The sequence below is a fragment of the Kineosporia mesophila genome (assembly GCF_021129235.1).
Lineage (GTDB): Bacteria > Actinomycetota > Actinomycetes > Actinomycetales > Kineosporiaceae > Kineosporia > Kineosporia mesophila.
Window position 1 is genome coordinate 82163 of the sequence record NZ_JAJOMA010000012.1, and the last position, 14873, is coordinate 97035.

Consider the following 14873-nt stretch of genomic DNA (forward strand, 5'->3'; position numbering starts at 1 on the left):
GCCCGACCCTGATGCATTCCTGACTGCATTCCCGACCCTCCGGAAGAGACTCGATGCCCCCGACACCCGAAGCCACCGACCTGAAGGCAGCCGAGGCCGGAACCGCGCCCGGAGAGCACTATTCCACCCGGTGGTGGATCCTCGCAGTGGCGTGCCTGGCCCAGTTGATGGTGGTGCTGGACGCCACGATCGTGAACATCGCCCTGCCGACCGCCCAGCAGGACATCGGCTTCTCCAACGACAGCCGTCAGTGGGTCGTCACCGGCTACGCGCTGGCCTTCGGGTCGCTGCTGCTGGTCGGTGGACGCCTGGGTGACCTGGTGGGTCGCAAGACGACCTTCATGGTGGGCCTGGTCGGTTTCGCCGGTGCGTCCGCGCTCGGTGGCACCGCCACGACGTTCGGGCTCCTGGTCGGGGCCCGGGCCGGGCAGGGAGTCTTCGGGGCGCTGCTGGCTCCCGCGGCCCTGTCGCTGCTCACCACCACGTTCACCGACCCGCACGAGCGGGGCCGGGCCTTCGCCGTGTTCGGTGCACTCTCGGGGGCCGGTGGCGCGATCGGCCTGATTCTCGGTGGTGCCCTGACCGAGTACCTGTCCTGGCGCTGGTGCCTGTACGTCAACCTGCCCATCGCCGTCATCGCCCTGGCCGGTGGCTTCCTGCTGCTGCCCCGCCAGCCCCGCGACGATGACGCCGCCGGCCTGGACATCGCCGGATCGGTCCTGAGCGTCGCTGGGCTCGTCTCCCTGGTCTACGGTCTGGCCAGCGCCGAGACCGACGGCTGGACCAGTGGGAAGACGCTGGGCTTCATCGTCGCCGGTCTCGTGCTGCTGGCGGTCTTCGCCTGGTCGCAGACCCGGGTCGCGTCGCCGCTGCTGCCCCTGGCCGTTCTGCTCGACCGCAACCGCGGCGGATCGTTCCTGTCCGTCGCGTTCGTCGGCGCCGGCATGTTCGGGGTGTTCCTGTTCCTCACCTATTACCTGACCATGATCCTGGGCTACGAGCCGCTGCCCACCGGCCTGGCGTTCCTGCCGATGATCGGCGGCATCATGTTCTCCGCGCAGACCTCGCCCGCCCTGGTCGAGCGCGTCGGGGTGAAGGTCCCGGTCACGGCCGGGTTCCTGATCGCGGCCGTCGGCATGCTCTGGTTCTCCCGGTTGGCGCTCGACAGCTCCTACGCCGGTCACGTCCTGCCCGGCCTGATCGTGGTCGGACTGGGCATCGGCCTGATCATCGCCCCGGCCATGAGCGCGGCCACCGACCGCGTCGACCCCGACCACGCCGGCGTGGCCTCGGCCGCCGTCAACACGTTCCAGCAGATCGGTGGCTCCATCGGCACCGCGGTGTTCAGCGCCGTGGCCGCCAGCGCCGCGACGGACTATCTGGTGGGAAAGAACCCGGCCGACGCCGCCGTGGTGGCCGGCTCCTACCTGGAGAGCTATACCACCGCGTTCCTCTGGGCCGCCTTCGTCTTCGCCGCCGGAGCCGTCATCAGCGGTGTGCTCCTACGGCACGGCGCCCTGGTGCGCGACCCCGATGCGGCCCCGGTGATGGCTCACTGACCCACCTCCGCTCCCTTGGCTCGTGATCAGGCAGAATCTCCCCAGAGTTCCGGGGAGGTTCTGCCTGACCGCGCAGGTGCGGTGACTGGGCAGTGAGAAGATGCGTTGCCGCCGGCCGCGTGCTGATCGACCTCGATGCGAAAGGCTCAGAGGGCCAGGACAACATCTTCCGGTTTCGTGGCCGCGTTGATCGCCATGACCGCGGCGGCGTCGTCGCCGGTGCGGGCGAGGCGGTCGGCCAGTTCAGGCAGACCGGCCTGATCGCCGAACCGGCTGTGCAGAAGTGCGAGCAACACCTTGGCCGTGCCTTCCTGGCGGCCGCGTTGCTGGAGTTCGATGCCGAAGTCGATCTCGCTGTAGAAGTCGGCGACGTCGTTGACGGTCATGGTGTTCTCCTTCCGGATCCGTTCAATGGTAGAGCGATCCAGGGTGATCGGGGCAAGCGTCATGGCGGCCCAGGCCAGGACCGACCGGCGGTGTGCGGGCTGCCGGCCGATCAGGTCCAGAGTTGCGGCCAGGTGATGTCCACGTTCTTCCTGGGTTCCGCGGCTGAGCACGGCCAGCGGGGCCAGACCGGGACGGGACAGCAGGAGGGCTGGGTCGAGCTCTCTGAGGTAGATGGTGCGTAGTCCCAGACGGAATCCGGCGTCGGGGTCGTCGCGGGACTTCAGGCGTCCGTTGCCCAGGACGATGGCGACCTGAGTCAGTCGCATCCCTGGATGCTTGAGCATGATCTGCCCGCGGTAACTGGTCATGCGGGCGGCCATGTCGGCTTCGGGGGTGCGCATGTACTCCATGTGCAGGAGCTGCTCGGGGCCGGTTCGGACAAGGAGGTCGGTCTGCCAGGACTGGTCTTCGAAGGAACCGGGCAGGAACACCGCCGGTTGGTGGACCGGGATGTCGAGCAGCGTGGCGAAGGCTTCGAAGTCTCCTTCTACGACGGGCCGGATCACCCGGTCGTAGATCGGGCCGGGGCGTTTCGGGCGTTCTGCCATGCATCACAAGCTGTCGCAGCGCGCGGTCTGCCCGCCCGCACGAGGTGGGGTCTGTGGACAACGGTGGGTTCGTGCCGACCTGGGGAAGGTATGACGACCGCACGGCCGGGAGGCAAAACCAGAGAGCCTCGGCCCGAAGACCGAGGCTCTGGAGAGACGAGCTAGAGCAGGTGGTCGAATTCGTTCTTCTTGGCGCCGTCGATCCAGGCGTCAAGCTCTCCGGGTGTGAAGCTCAGGACCGCTCCCTCCGGGTTCTTGCTGTCACGGATCTGAATGGCTCCGTCGTGCCGGCGCATCTCTACGCACTCGCCGCTGTTCGCGGACTTGGCACTCTTGATCCAGTCGGCGTTCGTCACTGCCACTCCCTGATGTCGCGGGATGCTGCCATCGCTGACCGCGCAGCTTCCACGTAGCTCTCGATTATCCGGGGCTCCGAGAGTAGCCGACCCCCTTCAATGTGCTCGGTGTAGACCGAGGTCCCGAGCTCCGTCTGAACCAGGGTGAAGTTGCCTCGCATGCCGCCGTGCGGTGGGCTGCTCGAAGGGACGTACTTGAGGTTCACCCCCTTCCGCTCGGCCAGGGAACGGATCCGCCGCAGTTGCTCGTCCATGACGGTCTGAGAACCGACTCGATGTTCCAGTGCCGCCTGGCTCATGATTACGTCCAGGCGCGGGTCGGAACGGTTCCAGAAGGTCTCTTGCCGTTCCTGTCGCAGTTTGATCTGCTCAGCTTCCGCCGTCGCGGTCTCCAGGGGCCAGGCATCGAGCATGGCGCGGTGATACTCAGCGGTCTGAAGAAGGCCGTTCATCAGATCGCCCGCAATACTGGTGAGCTGCGTCGACCGCCGCTCCAGAAGCACGTAGAGCCCGAAGCGCGCCGGGTTGGAATCCACCCACGTACCGTCGGGCTGCTCGGTGGCCCGGGCCATCTCGACGAAGAGCGCTGTGCGGGGCGGTTCGATCCCGTAGAAGGTGCACAGCGCCTGGATGTGGTCCCACTTGTACGGGCCCTTGCCCGTCTCGATCCTCCAGATTTTCTCTTTTCCGCCCAGGAGAGCGATTTTCACGTCGGCATAGGTGTGGTTGGCGCGCAGACGCGCCGCCTTGAGCTCGGCACCTAATTCCGCGGCGATGGACCACCGCTGATCCCCCTCGGGTGACATGTAGTGAATGTTCGCATACTTTCTGCGTTCGATTTGACCCGTTCGGAAATCGAACGTTGGCTCTGGCTGGACCATCCCGGAGAGTGGTTCTTGTTCGGCCGGGTCATTTTCCGCAGGTGCACCGAAAGTCGTTTCACGGGGGGCGTGGTGGATTGGAACACCGAAGAGGTGGGAAAGCTCGTGTCTCATCTGCGGCGGCAGGGAATACCGGTTCATCAGGCATCTGTGACCCAGGAGAATTGTCTGGCGGTACAGTTCGAGCCCCATCTCGCACAGGCCGAGATCCTGGAAGGGCTGTTGCTGTCGTGGCCGGGGATCGTGGCCGTGGAGCGGGTGGAGGCCCGCGTCATGTACGCCTACGGGTCGGGTAACGTCCAGGCAATACGGAGGTTTCGGGATGGACGACGGACCTCGCCATCGTGGTGGCGGTGGTTCCGGTGAGACCGGGCCCGCGTCTTTCGGCACTGGAGCGAGCTCACGCGGGCGTTGCGATGGGTCGTGAGGAGATCCTGGTCGGTGACGACGTGACCTGCTCGGTGCTGGCCCTGGAGTTCGTGCTCCGGTCCGAAGACGTCACGGTCTGGTTCGGGAACCGGACGCTGGCGGTGATGGACAGGGGCTTCTTCGCGCAATGGCTCTGCGAAGGAGGCGATTACGTGGTCGATGACCTGGCCTGGACCGTGGAGGGGCGGTCGGTGCTCCTGACGATCGACGGCAACCGAACCTATGCGGTGACCGGCCCGAGCCTGAGGCGACTCGCGCACCGATGCGAGTGACTTCGTCCTCAGTGCATGGCCGGTGACTTACCCCACGGGAAAAGGAATTTCCATGACGCGACCCAGGCCTGGGCACAGGCACCTCAAGGCACTCCCGCCCGCCCACAGGGCGGCGTCCCCGGTCACCGTGCGGGCGAGCGTGACCATCACCCTGACCGCTTCCCAGGTCCGGCTCCTGGGATTCCTCGCCGACCGGTGCGAACCGCCCCGGGCGGTGCGGCACTCGAACTACGCCACCCTGCAGGCCCAGGGCCTGATCTACCTCCATGGCGATCTGGCCAAGTACCGCGTCACCGCGCTCGGGCAGCGAGCCATCCAGGAACTGGCCCAGTGACCTCGTCCTATCCGACGACGGCCCCGCTCGCGCGCACGGGGATGTCCTCGGCCCGGTAGTAGACCGGCAGGCCCCGGCGGTGGGCGATGGCCACGTCCTGGTCGGCGCCGTGGGAGTCTCCGGGCAGACGTAGGACGGCGTCGCAGTGCTCGAGCAGGCGCTGCGCGGTGGGGTACATGACCTTCTCGCTCAGGGGGTCGGTCGGGTCGTGGGGATCGGCGCCCGCCGAACGCAGGACGGGGAGGGCCACCCATTCCCCGATCATCGGGACGTGGCCCGCCGCGAAGACGGGCCAGGCGGCCGCCTCGAGGCGGGCGAGGTTGGTGGCCATCTGGTCCGGGTCGTCGCCGGTGCCCGATCGGTAGGGTCCGGCGATCAGGATGAGGAGCGGTCTGTCGGTCATGGGAGTTAGACTAGGCAGAGCGTGAACAAACGTGCAAGAACGTGAAGGAGTACGAATGCTGGCGGCGGAACGACGAGATCTCCTCCTGGCCCGGCTGCGGACCGACCGCAAGATCGTCGCCAAGGACCTCGCGGCCGAACTGGGCCTGTCCGAAGACAGCATCCGCCGCGACCTGCGTGAGATGGCCGCGGCCGGGCTGTGCCAGAAGGTCTACGGGGGAGCGGTTCCCGCCTCGCCGGCGGTGGTCGACTACGGCAGCCGCACCACCGTCGCGCCGGACAGCAAGCAGGCCGTCGCCACCTTCGCCGTCACCCTCGTCCGGCCCGGGGGCGTCGCCATCCTCGACGGCGGCACCACCACGCTGGCCGTCGCGCGGGCCCTGCCCCGGGATCTGGCGTGCACAATCATCACCCACAGCCCGACCATTGCCGTCGAACTGCTGGGTCACCCGTCCGTCGAGGTCATCATGCTCGGGGGAAGGCTTTTCAAGCACTCGGCCGTCACCTGCGGGGCGGCGGCCGTCGAGGCGGCCGCGGGTGTCTCCGCCGACGTGTTCCTGCTGGGCGTCACCGGCGTGCACCCGGTGCACGGCCTGACCACCGGTGACGCCGATGAAGCGGCGATGAAACGGGCCCTGTCCCGCCGGGCGGCCGAGACCTACGTGCTGGCCAGCGCCGAGAAGCTGGGCACCGCATCGCGTTACGGCGTCGTCCCGTTCGACGACATAGCCGGGGTGGTGACCGACGGCGTCCCGGGCGAGACCGTGAGCGAGTTGGTGGCGCAGGGAGTCGGCGTGCTCAACAGCGACCGGTGAGCGTGGTGGCCGCGGCCTTCCTGGTGGTCGTCGGGTTCGTGGCCGGAGTGTCCGCGAGTGCCGGTGCCATCGCCTCGATCATGTCCTACCCGGCGCTGCTGGCCGTCGGCATACCGCCTCTGGCGGCCAACGTGACGAACTCCGTCGCCGTCATCGGCATCGGGTTCAGTTCGGCGCTGTCCTCCCGGCCGGAGTTGCGGGGCCGGGCCCGGCGGGTGGGAGTGTGGTCGGTTCCGGTGATCGGTGGAACCGTTGTCGGGGCCGTGCTTCTGCTGGTCACCCCGGGTGATGTCTTCGCCTGGGTGGCTGCTGCCCTGATCGCGACCTCGGCGACGATGCTGCTGTTCCAGCCCCGGATCGCGGCCTGGCGGGCGCGGCGGGGAGGTCGTGAGCCAACGTTCCTGGTGCCGGGGCTCCTGCTGGCGGTCGGGGTCTACAACGGGTACTTCGGGGCCGGTACGGGCATCATGCTGCTCACGATCCTGATGGTGACGGCCGAGTCCCGGCTCGTGCACGCGAATGCGCTGAAGAACGTGCTCCTGGGGGTGGCCGACGTGGTCGCCGCCGTGCTGTTCGCCGTGTTCGGGCCGGTCGACTGGGCGGCGGCGGTGCTGCTCGGGCTCGGATGCCTCGCCGGTGGTGCGGTCGGCCCGGTGATCGCGCGGCGTCTTCCGGCGTCACTGCTGCGGCGGATCATCGGCGTGCTGGGTCTGCTCATCGCCGGCTGGCTGCTGGTGGACGCTTCCCGGGGGTAGGGCGTAGGCGTTGCGTCTCTCACGTACCGGACGCATGGTGCGAAAGGGCATCATGGTGCCCCGTACGTGGAGGGGGCAGAAATGATGAGACGCAGGTATCGCGGCGAGCGCTTCGACTGGGTCGGGTGGGGCGTGGCGGCGGTCGTCGTCCTGGTTCTCCTCGTCCTCTTGTTCTGCTGGTGGGCTTTCCACGGCAGCGTTTTCGGGGTGCTGCGCACGGTCTGGGCCTCCAGCATGTGGAAGGCGCTGATCGTTCTCGTTGTGCTCGCGATCGTGGGTGCAGTCGTCGATGATGGACGACGACGCCGGCGTCTGGGGGTGGGCACCCTGTTCCTGGTGGGTTTGGTCGTCCTCCCGTCTCTGGGGGTCTGGGGCGGGTACTTCCGGGCGGCGCAGCTGTCGGAGTCGATCACGGTGACCGAGGGCGCCCAGCCGGCCTACGCGTGGCGTACGCCGTGGGCGGTGGCGGCCAGCGCGGTGACCAGCCGGGCCGGCAGCGTGGTCGGCACCTTCGAGGAGGACGCGACGACCTTCCTTCCGGCCACCGGCGGCTACGTGACCCCGGTGCGTGCGAAGGGCTGGGTCAAGGGCTTCGACCAGGTGGTCGTGCAGACGCCGGGTGAGAACGGCGAGAACACCGTGAAGGTCTGCAATTTCGACGCACAGGTCCCGGTCGCCCGGGGCTGGTTCCAGTACAATCTGCGCCGGGCGCTGTCGTTCGTCGGGGGAGACCTGATGGCCGACCCGGACGACGTGTGGGTCTACTGCGAGGGGTCGAAGGCGCGTCTGGTCGTTCCCGTCACCCGGTACACCGGCTTTCCCGAGCAGCACGAGGTGCCCGCCGGGGTGGTCGTCTTCGAAGGTGACAGCGCCGTTCTGGACCAGGACGTCACGGCCGGGGAACTGCCCGGCCCGGTCTACCCGATGTCGCTGGCGGCCAAGCAGCGGGAGGCCTCGCACGCCGAGAACGGCTTCATGGACCGGCTGTTCCGGCGCAGCGGTTACGAAACGGTCGGCAAGGCGGGCGAAGGACCGGACGCGGGCAACGAGTCCGAGTTGCTCCTGCGGCGCACCGACAGCTCCCGCTGGGACTTCGTCACCGGCCTGACGCCCCGCGGCACGTCCACGTCCGTGACCGCGGTCTCCACGATGGCCGCCGACGAGGTGCACGACGGGAAGCTGAACACGCTGACCGTGCACAGCATGAAAGATGCCCGCCAGGGAAATGCTGCTCTGGCCAACGCCATCATCGCGGCGTTCCCGCAACTGAACTGGAACGCCAACCAGCTCACGCTCAAGGAGGTCGCGCCGACCTCCAGCGGCACCTGGACCGCCTCGATCACCAAGACGACCACGGTGACGCGTCTGGTCGAGATCGCCAAGGACGGCGCCATGTGCCTGACCTACACCAACGGCGACCAGATCGACTGCGTCGACGCGGGAGGGAACTCCGAGGACGACCCATCGGCCGAGGAGGGGCAGGCCTCGGCCGGTGAGGATCTGAAGGGCCTGAGCAACGAGGAACTGGCCGAACTCCAGCGACGGGTCGCCGACGAATTCGCCCGCCGCCTCGGGGCCGACGGGGAGACCGCCGGGGAATGAGACGTGCCGTGACTGCCTGGGTGCCGCACACCTAGGCAGTCACGTCCTTTCTCGCCGGGGCGGGTCCGGGCAGGCTCGTCGTCATCGAGCAGTCCCGGCGAACGGCGAAAGAGGAAGAACTGATGACGACGACAGCAACCGTGACGCAGTGGATCGAGCGCTACGTCGCAGCCTGGACCAGCGCGGCCCCTCAGGACATCAAGGCCCTGTTCACCCCGGCCGCCGAGTACCACGAGCGCCCGTACGAGACCGACTGGATCGGCCGCGAGGAGATCGTCGAGGGCTGGCTGTCCCGGCAGAACTGGCAGGAGGGCGGGTGGACCTTCGACTGGGAGATCCTGATGATCACCGGTGACACGGCTGCCGTGCGCGGCACCGGCGTCTACCGGGAACTGGGCACCTTCGAGAACCTCTGGACCGTGACCCTGGACGCGAAGGGCCGGTGCTCCCTGTTCCGGATGTGGAACAACCAGATCTGACGCTCAGACCGTGTGCAGCGACCCGACGGCGGCCAGCGCGTCCGCACTCGGGGTGCCCGCAGCGGCCGTCCCGACCAGGAGCTGCTGGCCCGGGGCGTCGTGCACGTCGAACGTCTGATAAGTCAGCTCGATCCGCCCGGCCTCGGGATGCACGAAGATCTTGTAGGCGCGCGTCAGCGCACCCACACCCTGGTCGTTCCAGAGCGCCCGGAACTCCTCCGAGGTGGCCAGCATCTCCTCGACCAGGGAACGGATCCCGGCGTCGTCCGGGAAAAGGCCCGCGTTCAGCCGCAGCGCATGCACGGTGGCCCGCACGACCACGGCCCACTCGATGAACACGGTCGCCGCCGCCGGATCCTGGAACAGGATCCGGACCATGTTGCGGGTGCCTGTGAACGGTGACAGCAACGCCGTGGCGATCGGATTCGTGGCCAGGATGTCGAACGCCGGGCCCAGCACGTACGCGGCGGCCGTCGGGAACGACTCCAGCAGACGCAGCAGATCCGGGTGCACCGTGTCACGCGCACTCCCCTGACCCGGGCGGGGATTGAGCCCGGCCAGACGGAACAGATGACCCTGCGCATCGGCGCTGAGCCGAAGCGCCCGCCCGATCGCGTCGATGACCTGCGCCGAGGGATTGCGCTCGCGGCCCTGCTCGAGCCGGGCGTAGTAGTCGGCGCTCACCCCCGCCAGCACGGATACCTCTTCGCGGCGCAGCCCGGCTACCCGTCGGCTCCCGGCGTGCAGCAGGCCGAGCTCGTCCGGGTCGAGGCGGGCCCGCGCGGCCCGCAGGAAGTCACCGAGCTGGTTGCTGGAGTCCGCGGGCATGGCGCCATCCTACGAACTGCGCGTGGTGAAGGTGGCCGCGCCCTGCATCCAGACCACCGACGTACTGGTCTCGCGCAGGCGCCAGCCCGCCGGGGTCCGCACCGCGGTGCAGGCCAGGCGCAGGCCGCTCGTCAGATAGGGCGCCTGCCCGTCGCGGTAGAAGTACACGAGCGAGTTCGCCGAGGCCGCAGCTTGGTCGCCCCGGACGTCCACCAGCAGATCGGTGGTCAGGTGCTGGGTGTGTTCCCCCTCGACCTCGGCCTGGCGCATGAAAGCGACGAGGGTGTCGAGGCCGCGGATGTCGCCCGAGCGCGGCGAGCGCCCCACCACGTCGTCGGTGAAGACGGTGCCGGCGTCGTCCCATCGCTTTTCGTCCAGTAGGAGCGCGAAGCGCGAGAACAGGTCAGCGATCTCGATACGGTCAGCGATCAGGGTGTCCATGGGCATGACACCCTTTATAGGCCGATCCCGCCCCACAGGCGGGCGTATTCGGCGCCGGCCTTCGGATTGGTGGCGAAGTCGCTGAGCAGGTACGGCTCCCGGTCGTGGAAATAGGTGTCCAGCAGCACCTTCCCGCCCCGGTCGAGGTGACGACGCAGGAACGTGTGCATCTCGGTGATGTACCGGGGGTTGTCCCCGCCCTGGTGCCCCGCCCACTGCGTGCCCGCCGCGACACCCCATTCCGGCAGAGCCAGGGGAACCCGGCGCTCGAGGGCGAAGTCCGACCACCAGGTCAGGCCGTGCGGCATGCTCCAGTGCTTGGTGATCCAGTCCGGGGTGTTGTAGGGCTCGAAACAGTCGTAGGCGTCCACACCCACCCACTCCATGTGCTCGTCCATCCACACCCGCTGCGCCCAGTCGGCCCGCATGCCGGTCTGGGAGCCGCCGATGTTCGCGTTCAGCCCGACCAGCGCGCGCTCGCCGAGGATGTCGCGGAAGATACTGGCGTACTGGGCGAATCGCGCCTTCCACTGCGGAAGGTTGGCCTCGGACAGGAACCACGGCCAGTTGTCGATGTTGAATTCCCAGCCCAGCCGGATCACACAGACGCGCCCGTCGGCCTGCAGGGCAGTGGCCATCTGCCGCAGCGGCCCGGACAGGTCGTCGTCGAGCGAACCCCCGTCGTAGGCCATGGGCACGCCCACGCTGATCAGGTCGCCGAGGTCGGCCGGGGGCAGCCACCACATGTCGGCCAGCCCGGCCGGCCCGGCGTCACGACTCGGGAACGCGGCGAAGTGCCCGATCGGCCGGCCCCGCTGCCGGGCGAAGGCCCGGGCCTCGTCGACGGAGTGGCCCGTGGTGTGCACGCCCGAGGACCAGGTGATCAGATCTGGTTCAGCGGGCTCGGGCGAGGGGCAGATCCGTCGTGCCAGGTCCCGCCAGCTCATCGCCGAAATATGACAGACCGGGCCAACCACGGCAAGCACATCAGTCTCATCAGTCTCATCAGCGGAGCTGGGAACCGCGGTGCAGATGATCGAAGACGACTTGGTCGACCGGGGCGACCCGGTCCCGGTCGGAATAGGCCAGCCAGACCAGCTCCGCGATCTCGCTACTGGCCACCGGCGTCCCCTCGTAATCGGCGGTGTAGCACGTCATCCGCACCATCGTCCCCTCCGGGTGCCCGTCCGCCTGGGCCTCGAAAGTGCCGACGTGAACGGCAGTCCCGGGGTGGACGACAACCGCCAGCTCCTCGCTGACCTCCCGCACCAGGGTGTCGAGGTCGCTCTCACCGGCCTCGCGCTTGCCGCCCGGCAGGTGGTACACGTCCTTCCCGCGCGAGCGGGTACTGAGGATCTGGCCGTCCCTCACGTGGATCAGGGCGATCTTGTCGATGAGCGTCGTCATACTGGCATCGTGCCGTAGCGGGGAGAGTGCATGACGACGTTCGGGCTGGTGCCGGGGGCGATCGAGTTTTTGGACGACGATGCTGCGGTCGGTTTCGTGGAGACCGCGGCACCGGAGCTGTCCGCCGAGCACCGCACCGCGATGAACGCGCACTGGCACGAGGCGGCGCAGGCCAATGCGGCGCTGTTCGACGGGCCGGTGGCGGCCGTCACCGGGGTCAGGGACGACGTCGGCGGCCGGATCGAGGTGTCCTGGGCCCGCACGACGTACCGACGCCATGCCCTGCGTCGGGTGCCGGGTGCCCCGACGCTGTCGTGGTTGTTCGCGGCCGTGGTCCAGCCGACTCCCGCCGGTGTGCTGCTGGGGCGGATGGCGGCCTGGACGGCGTCGGGGCCGGGGCAGTGGGTGCTGCCCGGCGGCTCGATGGAACCGCCGGAGGCGGGGCAGGCGATGAACGAGGAGCTGATCCGCCGGCATGCGGCGCGGGAACTTCGCGAGGAGACCGGGCTGACGGTCGAGCCCGGCCACCTCGAACGATGGGCACTCGTGCGCAGCGCCCAGGGCAACGTCGGATTCGTCTACCACGCCCCGCCCCAGCCGGAAGCAATTGTCCGTCGGTGCTTTTCCGGGCACATCCGACGGGAGCGGGAGCACGGTGAACAAGCGGAACTGACCGGTGTCGCGTTCGTCGGCGGCCCGCAGCAACTGGAGGAACTCGACGGCCCGGCGGCGGTGAGTGTGCCGCCGCTGCTGAGTCGTTACTGGCAGCGGGCCCAGCCGGACAGTTCTCCGTGACCGGTTTCCCGGAGCGCTCTTTCGGACGTCGCCCACAGGCGCGCGGCCGCCTCGGGAAAGAAGAGCGCACGGTGGGGTGGGCGCAGCCGGTCATTGCCGTAGAAGCCACCGGTGCTGAGTTCTCCGGCCGGGGCGGTGACATCTCCACCGTGGCCTTCCGGGACGGCACACTGGTGGTGCTGGTCTCGGCCACCCACGCCGACGGCGGCTCGGCCGACTCGGATGAACGGGATTTGCGCCGTCACATCGTGCAGTTCAACGGTGAGGACGCCGCGCAGAAGACGGCCTGGCGGGCCGGGGCGGACGGGTGCCGGCGCTGGATCAACGACGGCTCGACCTTCAACTGCCTCAAGTACGACGCCGGGATGCAGGGCCCGGACGACCTGCCGGGCGGTGCCCTGACAAGTACATCAACCTCGAGCACGTCTGGGCCGTCTGCGGGGCCTACACCATGGGCAACCGCAGTCAGCTGGAGGTCGGCACGTACCTGAAGTCCGGTGGCAACGCCCGCCTGACCCTGACCTCCGATGGGCTACGGGCTGTCGACTCGCTCGGAGTCACCCGATATTCCACGGGTAAGGGTGACCGGCTGGTCCCGCAGGAGGACCGGAACCTGTTGCTGTACGCAGGATCCCACGCAGTGTGGGCCAGCAACACGTTCGGCTCCGGTGCCGCCTGGCTGCCAGTGCGCGACGACGTCGCGTTCGCCTCCTGCAGAGCGACGGCAACCTGGTTCTGTACGACAGGCAGGGCGCCGCCACCTGGGCCACCGGCACCTTCGGCAAGAGCGCCGGATGGCTGGTGCGGGGCACGGACGGATCGCTACGTCTGTACGACGTCGCCGGCAAGCAGATCTGGACCCGCTGAGAAGCCCTGACGGTGCAGAGTTGTTGCCCGGCACGACGGGTGCAGGTGTTCGGCTCGGGTGGAGTCCGGCAGGCCTTTTCGCTCGAAGGCGCAACGCCTCACCGGAGCCGGGCCGCCAGTTCGGCGCTCAACACCGGGTGTCAAGGGGCGAAGATCAGAATGCGGTGACGCGGGGGTGGCCTACATTTTCCTTGGCTGCGCGGACAAAACCGCCGGTTGCTACAAACCCCGATGTTGATGGCGTTGCGCTACGCCGGGGTTCCCGGCTCCATCGTTGCCCTGTCCCGCAGGCAGTGACGCTGTTCCAGTGCTGATCGGAGAACACGTGTCCTCGCTGCCCTCAGCGGTCCTTCTTCTGATTTTCGTGGTCTCGGCCGCGGTGATCTGGGGTGCGGGGATCAAGCTGTCCGCCTACACGGATGTCCTGGCCCAGCGTCTGCATCTGGGAGCTGCCCTCGGTGGGGTGGTCCTGCTGGCGATCGCGACCAACTTGCCCGAGATCGCGATCACCGTCAGCGCGGCACTGTCGGGGGAGACGGAGATCGCGGTCGGTAACCTGCTCGGCGGTATCGCCCTGCAGACCGTGGTCCTGGTCGCGCTGGACGCGTTCGGGGTGCGTGAGCGCAAGCCGCTGACCTACATGGCCGCCAGCTTGACCCTGGTCCTGGAAGCCGCCCTCGTGGTGGCCGTGCTGCTGGTCGTCGTGGCCGGCACCCAACTACCCGCCGATCTGATCTTTGCCCGGTTCACGCCGGCACCCGTGCTGATCGTCGTGCTGTGGGTGCTGGGCCTGGCGCTCATCGGCGGCCCCGGTAGCCGTCTGCCCTGGCAGGACAACGGTGAAGCACCCCAGGGGCAGGAACACCCCCGCGGCCACGCCCGTGAACAGACCGAGAAACAGGCCAGCGACCGGGGAACCAGCACCACCCGGGCGGTCCTGGTCTTCACCACCGCCGCACTGGCCACCCTCGTCGCCGGGGTCACCATCGAGACCAGCGGCGAAACATTCTTCGGCAACCTCGGACTGTCCGGTGTCCTGTTCGGCGCCACCGTGCTGGCCGCGGCCACCTCCCTGCCGGAACTGTCCACCGGGCTGAGTGCTGCCCGGGCCGGGGACTACAAGCTGGCCATGGGTGACATCTTCGGCGGCAACGCTTTCCTGCCCGTGCTTTTCCTGCTCATCACCCTGATCAGCGGCGAGGCCATCCTTCCCCACGCCCAGGCCAGCGACATCTACCTCACCGGCCTCGGGGCACTCCTCACCACCGTCTATCTGGTGGGGCTGGTCGTGCGCCCCCAGCGTCAGATCCTGCGCATGGGCATCGATTCCATCGCCGTCCTCATTCTGTACGTCATCGGCGTTCTGGGGCTCATCGCCCTGTCATAGCCAGACCTCGCAGCAAGGGTCACCGCACCCCCTGGTGCTGTAGGAGCACTCTCTTCCCATGCATGGCGTGGACTTCGACGCCTTCTACGCGGCGTCGTCGCGGCGTGTCCCCGCGCACATCAGCGCCATGGTGGACAGCCAGGCCGACGCTGAGGACGCCGTTGCCGAAGCGTTTCCAAGGGGCCAGTTCGAACAATTTGCTGAGCGCGAAGTTGATGTCCGGCCAGGCGCAATGTCTTTTGTTCGCTCGTCTGTTTCGAGGCATGCAG

General features: G+C 68.2%; 19 protein-coding genes. 11 read left to right on the forward strand and 8 right to left on the reverse strand.

Translation table 11 applies throughout. From position 1 onward, the window contains the following. Positions 1-53 precede the first annotated feature (53 nt). Positions 54-1559 carry an MFS transporter gene (locus LR393_RS18130; RefSeq protein ID WP_231485132.1) on the forward strand — a complete coding sequence of 502 codons (1506 nt, stop codon included), beginning with the start codon at positions 54-56 and terminating at the stop codon, positions 1557-1559. Between the two features lie 146 nt (positions 1560-1705). On the opposite strand, the gene LR393_RS18135 is transcribed toward LR393_RS18130, so the two are convergent. The 3 genes from LR393_RS18135 to LR393_RS18145 form a co-directional block, all read right to left on the reverse strand. Then, a complete protein-coding gene (locus LR393_RS18135; RefSeq protein WP_231485133.1) occupies positions 1706-2554 on the reverse strand; it encodes an RpnC/YadD family protein in 849 nt (282 codons plus the stop codon). A gap of 161 nt (positions 2555-2715) precedes the next feature. Next, positions 2716-2910, reverse strand: a complete 195-nt coding sequence (locus LR393_RS18140) for a DUF397 domain-containing protein (RefSeq protein WP_231485134.1) — start codon at positions 2908-2910, stop codon at positions 2716-2718. After that, positions 2907-3932 carry a helix-turn-helix domain-containing protein gene (locus LR393_RS18145; RefSeq protein ID WP_231485135.1) on the reverse strand — a complete coding sequence of 342 codons (1026 nt, stop codon included), beginning with the start codon at positions 3930-3932 and terminating at the stop codon, positions 2907-2909. The genes LR393_RS18140 and LR393_RS18145 overlap by 4 nt, the downstream gene beginning before the upstream one ends. 275 nt (positions 3933-4207) lie before the next feature. Here LR393_RS18145 and LR393_RS18150 point away from each other — a divergent pair, with 275 nt between their 5' ends. Together LR393_RS18150 and LR393_RS18155 are read left to right on the forward strand one after the other, a co-directional pair. Further along, on the forward strand, positions 4208-4492 hold the full coding sequence (locus LR393_RS18150) for a hypothetical protein (protein ID WP_231485136.1): 285 nt from the start codon (positions 4208-4210) through the stop codon (positions 4490-4492). A 52-nt stretch (positions 4493-4544) separates the two neighbouring features. Continuing rightward, positions 4545-4826: a hypothetical protein gene (locus tag LR393_RS18155; protein ID WP_231485137.1), complete on the forward strand. Its 282-nt coding sequence runs from the start codon at positions 4545-4547 to the stop codon at positions 4824-4826. A 7-nt stretch (positions 4827-4833) separates the two neighbouring features. Here the strand turns inward: LR393_RS18155 and LR393_RS18160 are convergent, their stop codons facing one another. Next, positions 4834-5229 carry a DUF4406 domain-containing protein gene (locus LR393_RS18160; protein ID WP_231485138.1) on the reverse strand — a complete coding sequence of 132 codons (396 nt, stop codon included), beginning with the start codon at positions 5227-5229 and terminating at the stop codon, positions 4834-4836. A gap of 55 nt (positions 5230-5284) precedes the next feature. Here LR393_RS18160 and LR393_RS18165 point away from each other — a divergent pair, with 55 nt between their 5' ends. The 4 genes from LR393_RS18165 to LR393_RS18180 all read left to right on the forward strand — a co-directional run bounded on the left by LR393_RS18165 (position 5285) and on the right by LR393_RS18180 (position 8879). After that, a complete protein-coding gene (locus LR393_RS18165) occupies positions 5285-6043 on the forward strand; it encodes a DeoR/GlpR family DNA-binding transcription regulator (protein ID WP_231485139.1) in 759 nt (252 codons plus the stop codon). After that, complete coding sequence (locus tag LR393_RS18170; RefSeq protein ID WP_231485140.1) at positions 6040-6798, forward strand: sulfite exporter TauE/SafE family protein; 759 nt, start codon at positions 6040-6042, stop codon at positions 6796-6798. Before LR393_RS18165 ends, LR393_RS18170 begins: the two co-directional genes overlap by 4 nt. 81 nt (positions 6799-6879) lie before the next feature. After that, entirely contained in the window at positions 6880-8400 is a 1521-nt protein-coding gene (locus tag LR393_RS18175; RefSeq protein ID WP_231485141.1) for a hypothetical protein, read from the forward strand. Positions 8401-8522: 122 nt separating this feature from the next. After that, positions 8523-8879: a nuclear transport factor 2 family protein gene (locus LR393_RS18180; RefSeq protein ID WP_231485142.1), complete on the forward strand. Its 357-nt coding sequence runs from the start codon at positions 8523-8525 to the stop codon at positions 8877-8879. Positions 8880-8882: 3 nt separating this feature from the next. Here LR393_RS18180 and LR393_RS18185 read toward each other — a convergent pair whose 3' ends face one another. The 4 genes from LR393_RS18185 to LR393_RS18200 are packed head-to-tail and all read right to left on the reverse strand — an operon-like array spanning position 8883 to position 11555. Continuing rightward, entirely contained in the window at positions 8883-9707 is an 825-nt protein-coding gene (locus tag LR393_RS18185) for a helix-turn-helix transcriptional regulator (protein ID WP_231485143.1), read from the reverse strand. 9 nt (positions 9708-9716) lie between these two features. Next, entirely contained in the window at positions 9717-10154 is a 438-nt protein-coding gene (locus LR393_RS18190; RefSeq protein WP_231485144.1) for a nuclear transport factor 2 family protein, read from the reverse strand. A gap of 8 nt (positions 10155-10162) precedes the next feature. Beyond that, positions 10163-11095 (reverse strand): glycoside hydrolase family 26 protein, encoded by a 933-nt coding sequence (locus tag LR393_RS18195; protein ID WP_231485145.1) that lies wholly within the window; start codon positions 11093-11095, stop codon positions 10163-10165. Between the two features lie 58 nt (positions 11096-11153). Continuing rightward, positions 11154-11555 (reverse strand): NUDIX hydrolase, encoded by a 402-nt coding sequence (locus tag LR393_RS18200; RefSeq protein ID WP_231485146.1) that lies wholly within the window; start codon positions 11553-11555, stop codon positions 11154-11156. A 30-nt stretch (positions 11556-11585) separates the two neighbouring features. Here LR393_RS18200 and LR393_RS18205 point away from each other — a divergent pair, with 30 nt between their 5' ends. From LR393_RS18205 to LR393_RS18220, 4 genes are all read left to right on the forward strand, one after another. Next, positions 11586-12350 carry an NUDIX domain-containing protein gene (locus LR393_RS18205; protein ID WP_231485147.1) on the forward strand — a complete coding sequence of 255 codons (765 nt, stop codon included), beginning with the start codon at positions 11586-11588 and terminating at the stop codon, positions 12348-12350. 71 nt (positions 12351-12421) lie between these two features. Continuing rightward, entirely contained in the window at positions 12422-12841 is a 420-nt protein-coding gene (locus tag LR393_RS18210) for a hypothetical protein (protein ID WP_231485148.1), read from the forward strand. 151 nt (positions 12842-12992) lie between these two features. Next, positions 12993-13217, forward strand: coding sequence for a hypothetical protein (locus tag LR393_RS18215; protein WP_231485149.1), 225 nt, complete (start codon positions 12993-12995; stop codon positions 13215-13217). A 325-nt stretch (positions 13218-13542) separates the two neighbouring features. After that, positions 13543-14604 (forward strand): sodium:calcium antiporter, encoded by a 1062-nt coding sequence (locus tag LR393_RS18220; protein WP_345718655.1) that lies wholly within the window; start codon positions 13543-13545, stop codon positions 14602-14604. Positions 14605-14873: the final 269 nt, after the last annotated feature.

What these genes read in the sequence shown, in the direction of transcription:
- LR393_RS18190 (WP_231485144.1), bottom strand. Translation starts at nt 10,154, where the DNA reads ATGCCCATGGACACCCTGATCGCTGACCGTATCGAGATCGCTGACCTG.
- LR393_RS18155 (WP_231485137.1), top strand. Translation starts at nt 4,545, where the DNA reads ATGACGCGACCCAGGCCTGGGCACAGGCACCTCAAGGCACTCCCGCCC.
- LR393_RS18150 (WP_231485136.1), top strand. Translation starts at nt 4,208, where the DNA reads ATGGGTCGTGAGGAGATCCTGGTCGGTGACGACGTGACCTGCTCGGTG.
- LR393_RS18185 (WP_231485143.1), bottom strand. Translation starts at nt 9,707, where the DNA reads ATGCCCGCGGACTCCAGCAACCAGCTCGGTGACTTCCTGCGGGCCGCG.
- LR393_RS18205 (WP_231485147.1), top strand. Translation starts at nt 11,586, where the DNA reads ATGACGACGTTCGGGCTGGTGCCGGGGGCGATCGAGTTTTTGGACGAC.
- LR393_RS18145 (WP_231485135.1), bottom strand. Translation starts at nt 3,932, where the DNA reads ATGAACCGGTATTCCCTGCCGCCGCAGATGAGACACGAGCTTTCCCAC.
- LR393_RS18130 (WP_231485132.1), top strand. Translation starts at nt 54, where the DNA reads ATGCCCCCGACACCCGAAGCCACCGACCTGAAGGCAGCCGAGGCCGGA.
- LR393_RS18135 (WP_231485133.1), bottom strand. Translation starts at nt 2,554, where the DNA reads ATGGCAGAACGCCCGAAACGCCCCGGCCCGATCTACGACCGGGTGATC.
- LR393_RS18160 (WP_231485138.1), bottom strand. Translation starts at nt 5,229, where the DNA reads ATGACCGACAGACCGCTCCTCATCCTGATCGCCGGACCCTACCGATCG.
- LR393_RS18165 (WP_231485139.1), top strand. Translation starts at nt 5,285, where the DNA reads ATGCTGGCGGCGGAACGACGAGATCTCCTCCTGGCCCGGCTGCGGACC.
- LR393_RS18175 (WP_231485141.1), top strand. Translation starts at nt 6,880, where the DNA reads ATGATGAGACGCAGGTATCGCGGCGAGCGCTTCGACTGGGTCGGGTGG.
- LR393_RS18195 (WP_231485145.1), bottom strand. Translation starts at nt 11,095, where the DNA reads ATGAGCTGGCGGGACCTGGCACGACGGATCTGCCCCTCGCCCGAGCCC.
- LR393_RS18180 (WP_231485142.1), top strand. Translation starts at nt 8,523, where the DNA reads ATGACGACGACAGCAACCGTGACGCAGTGGATCGAGCGCTACGTCGCA.
- LR393_RS18200 (WP_231485146.1), bottom strand. Translation starts at nt 11,555, where the DNA reads ATGACGACGCTCATCGACAAGATCGCCCTGATCCACGTGAGGGACGGC.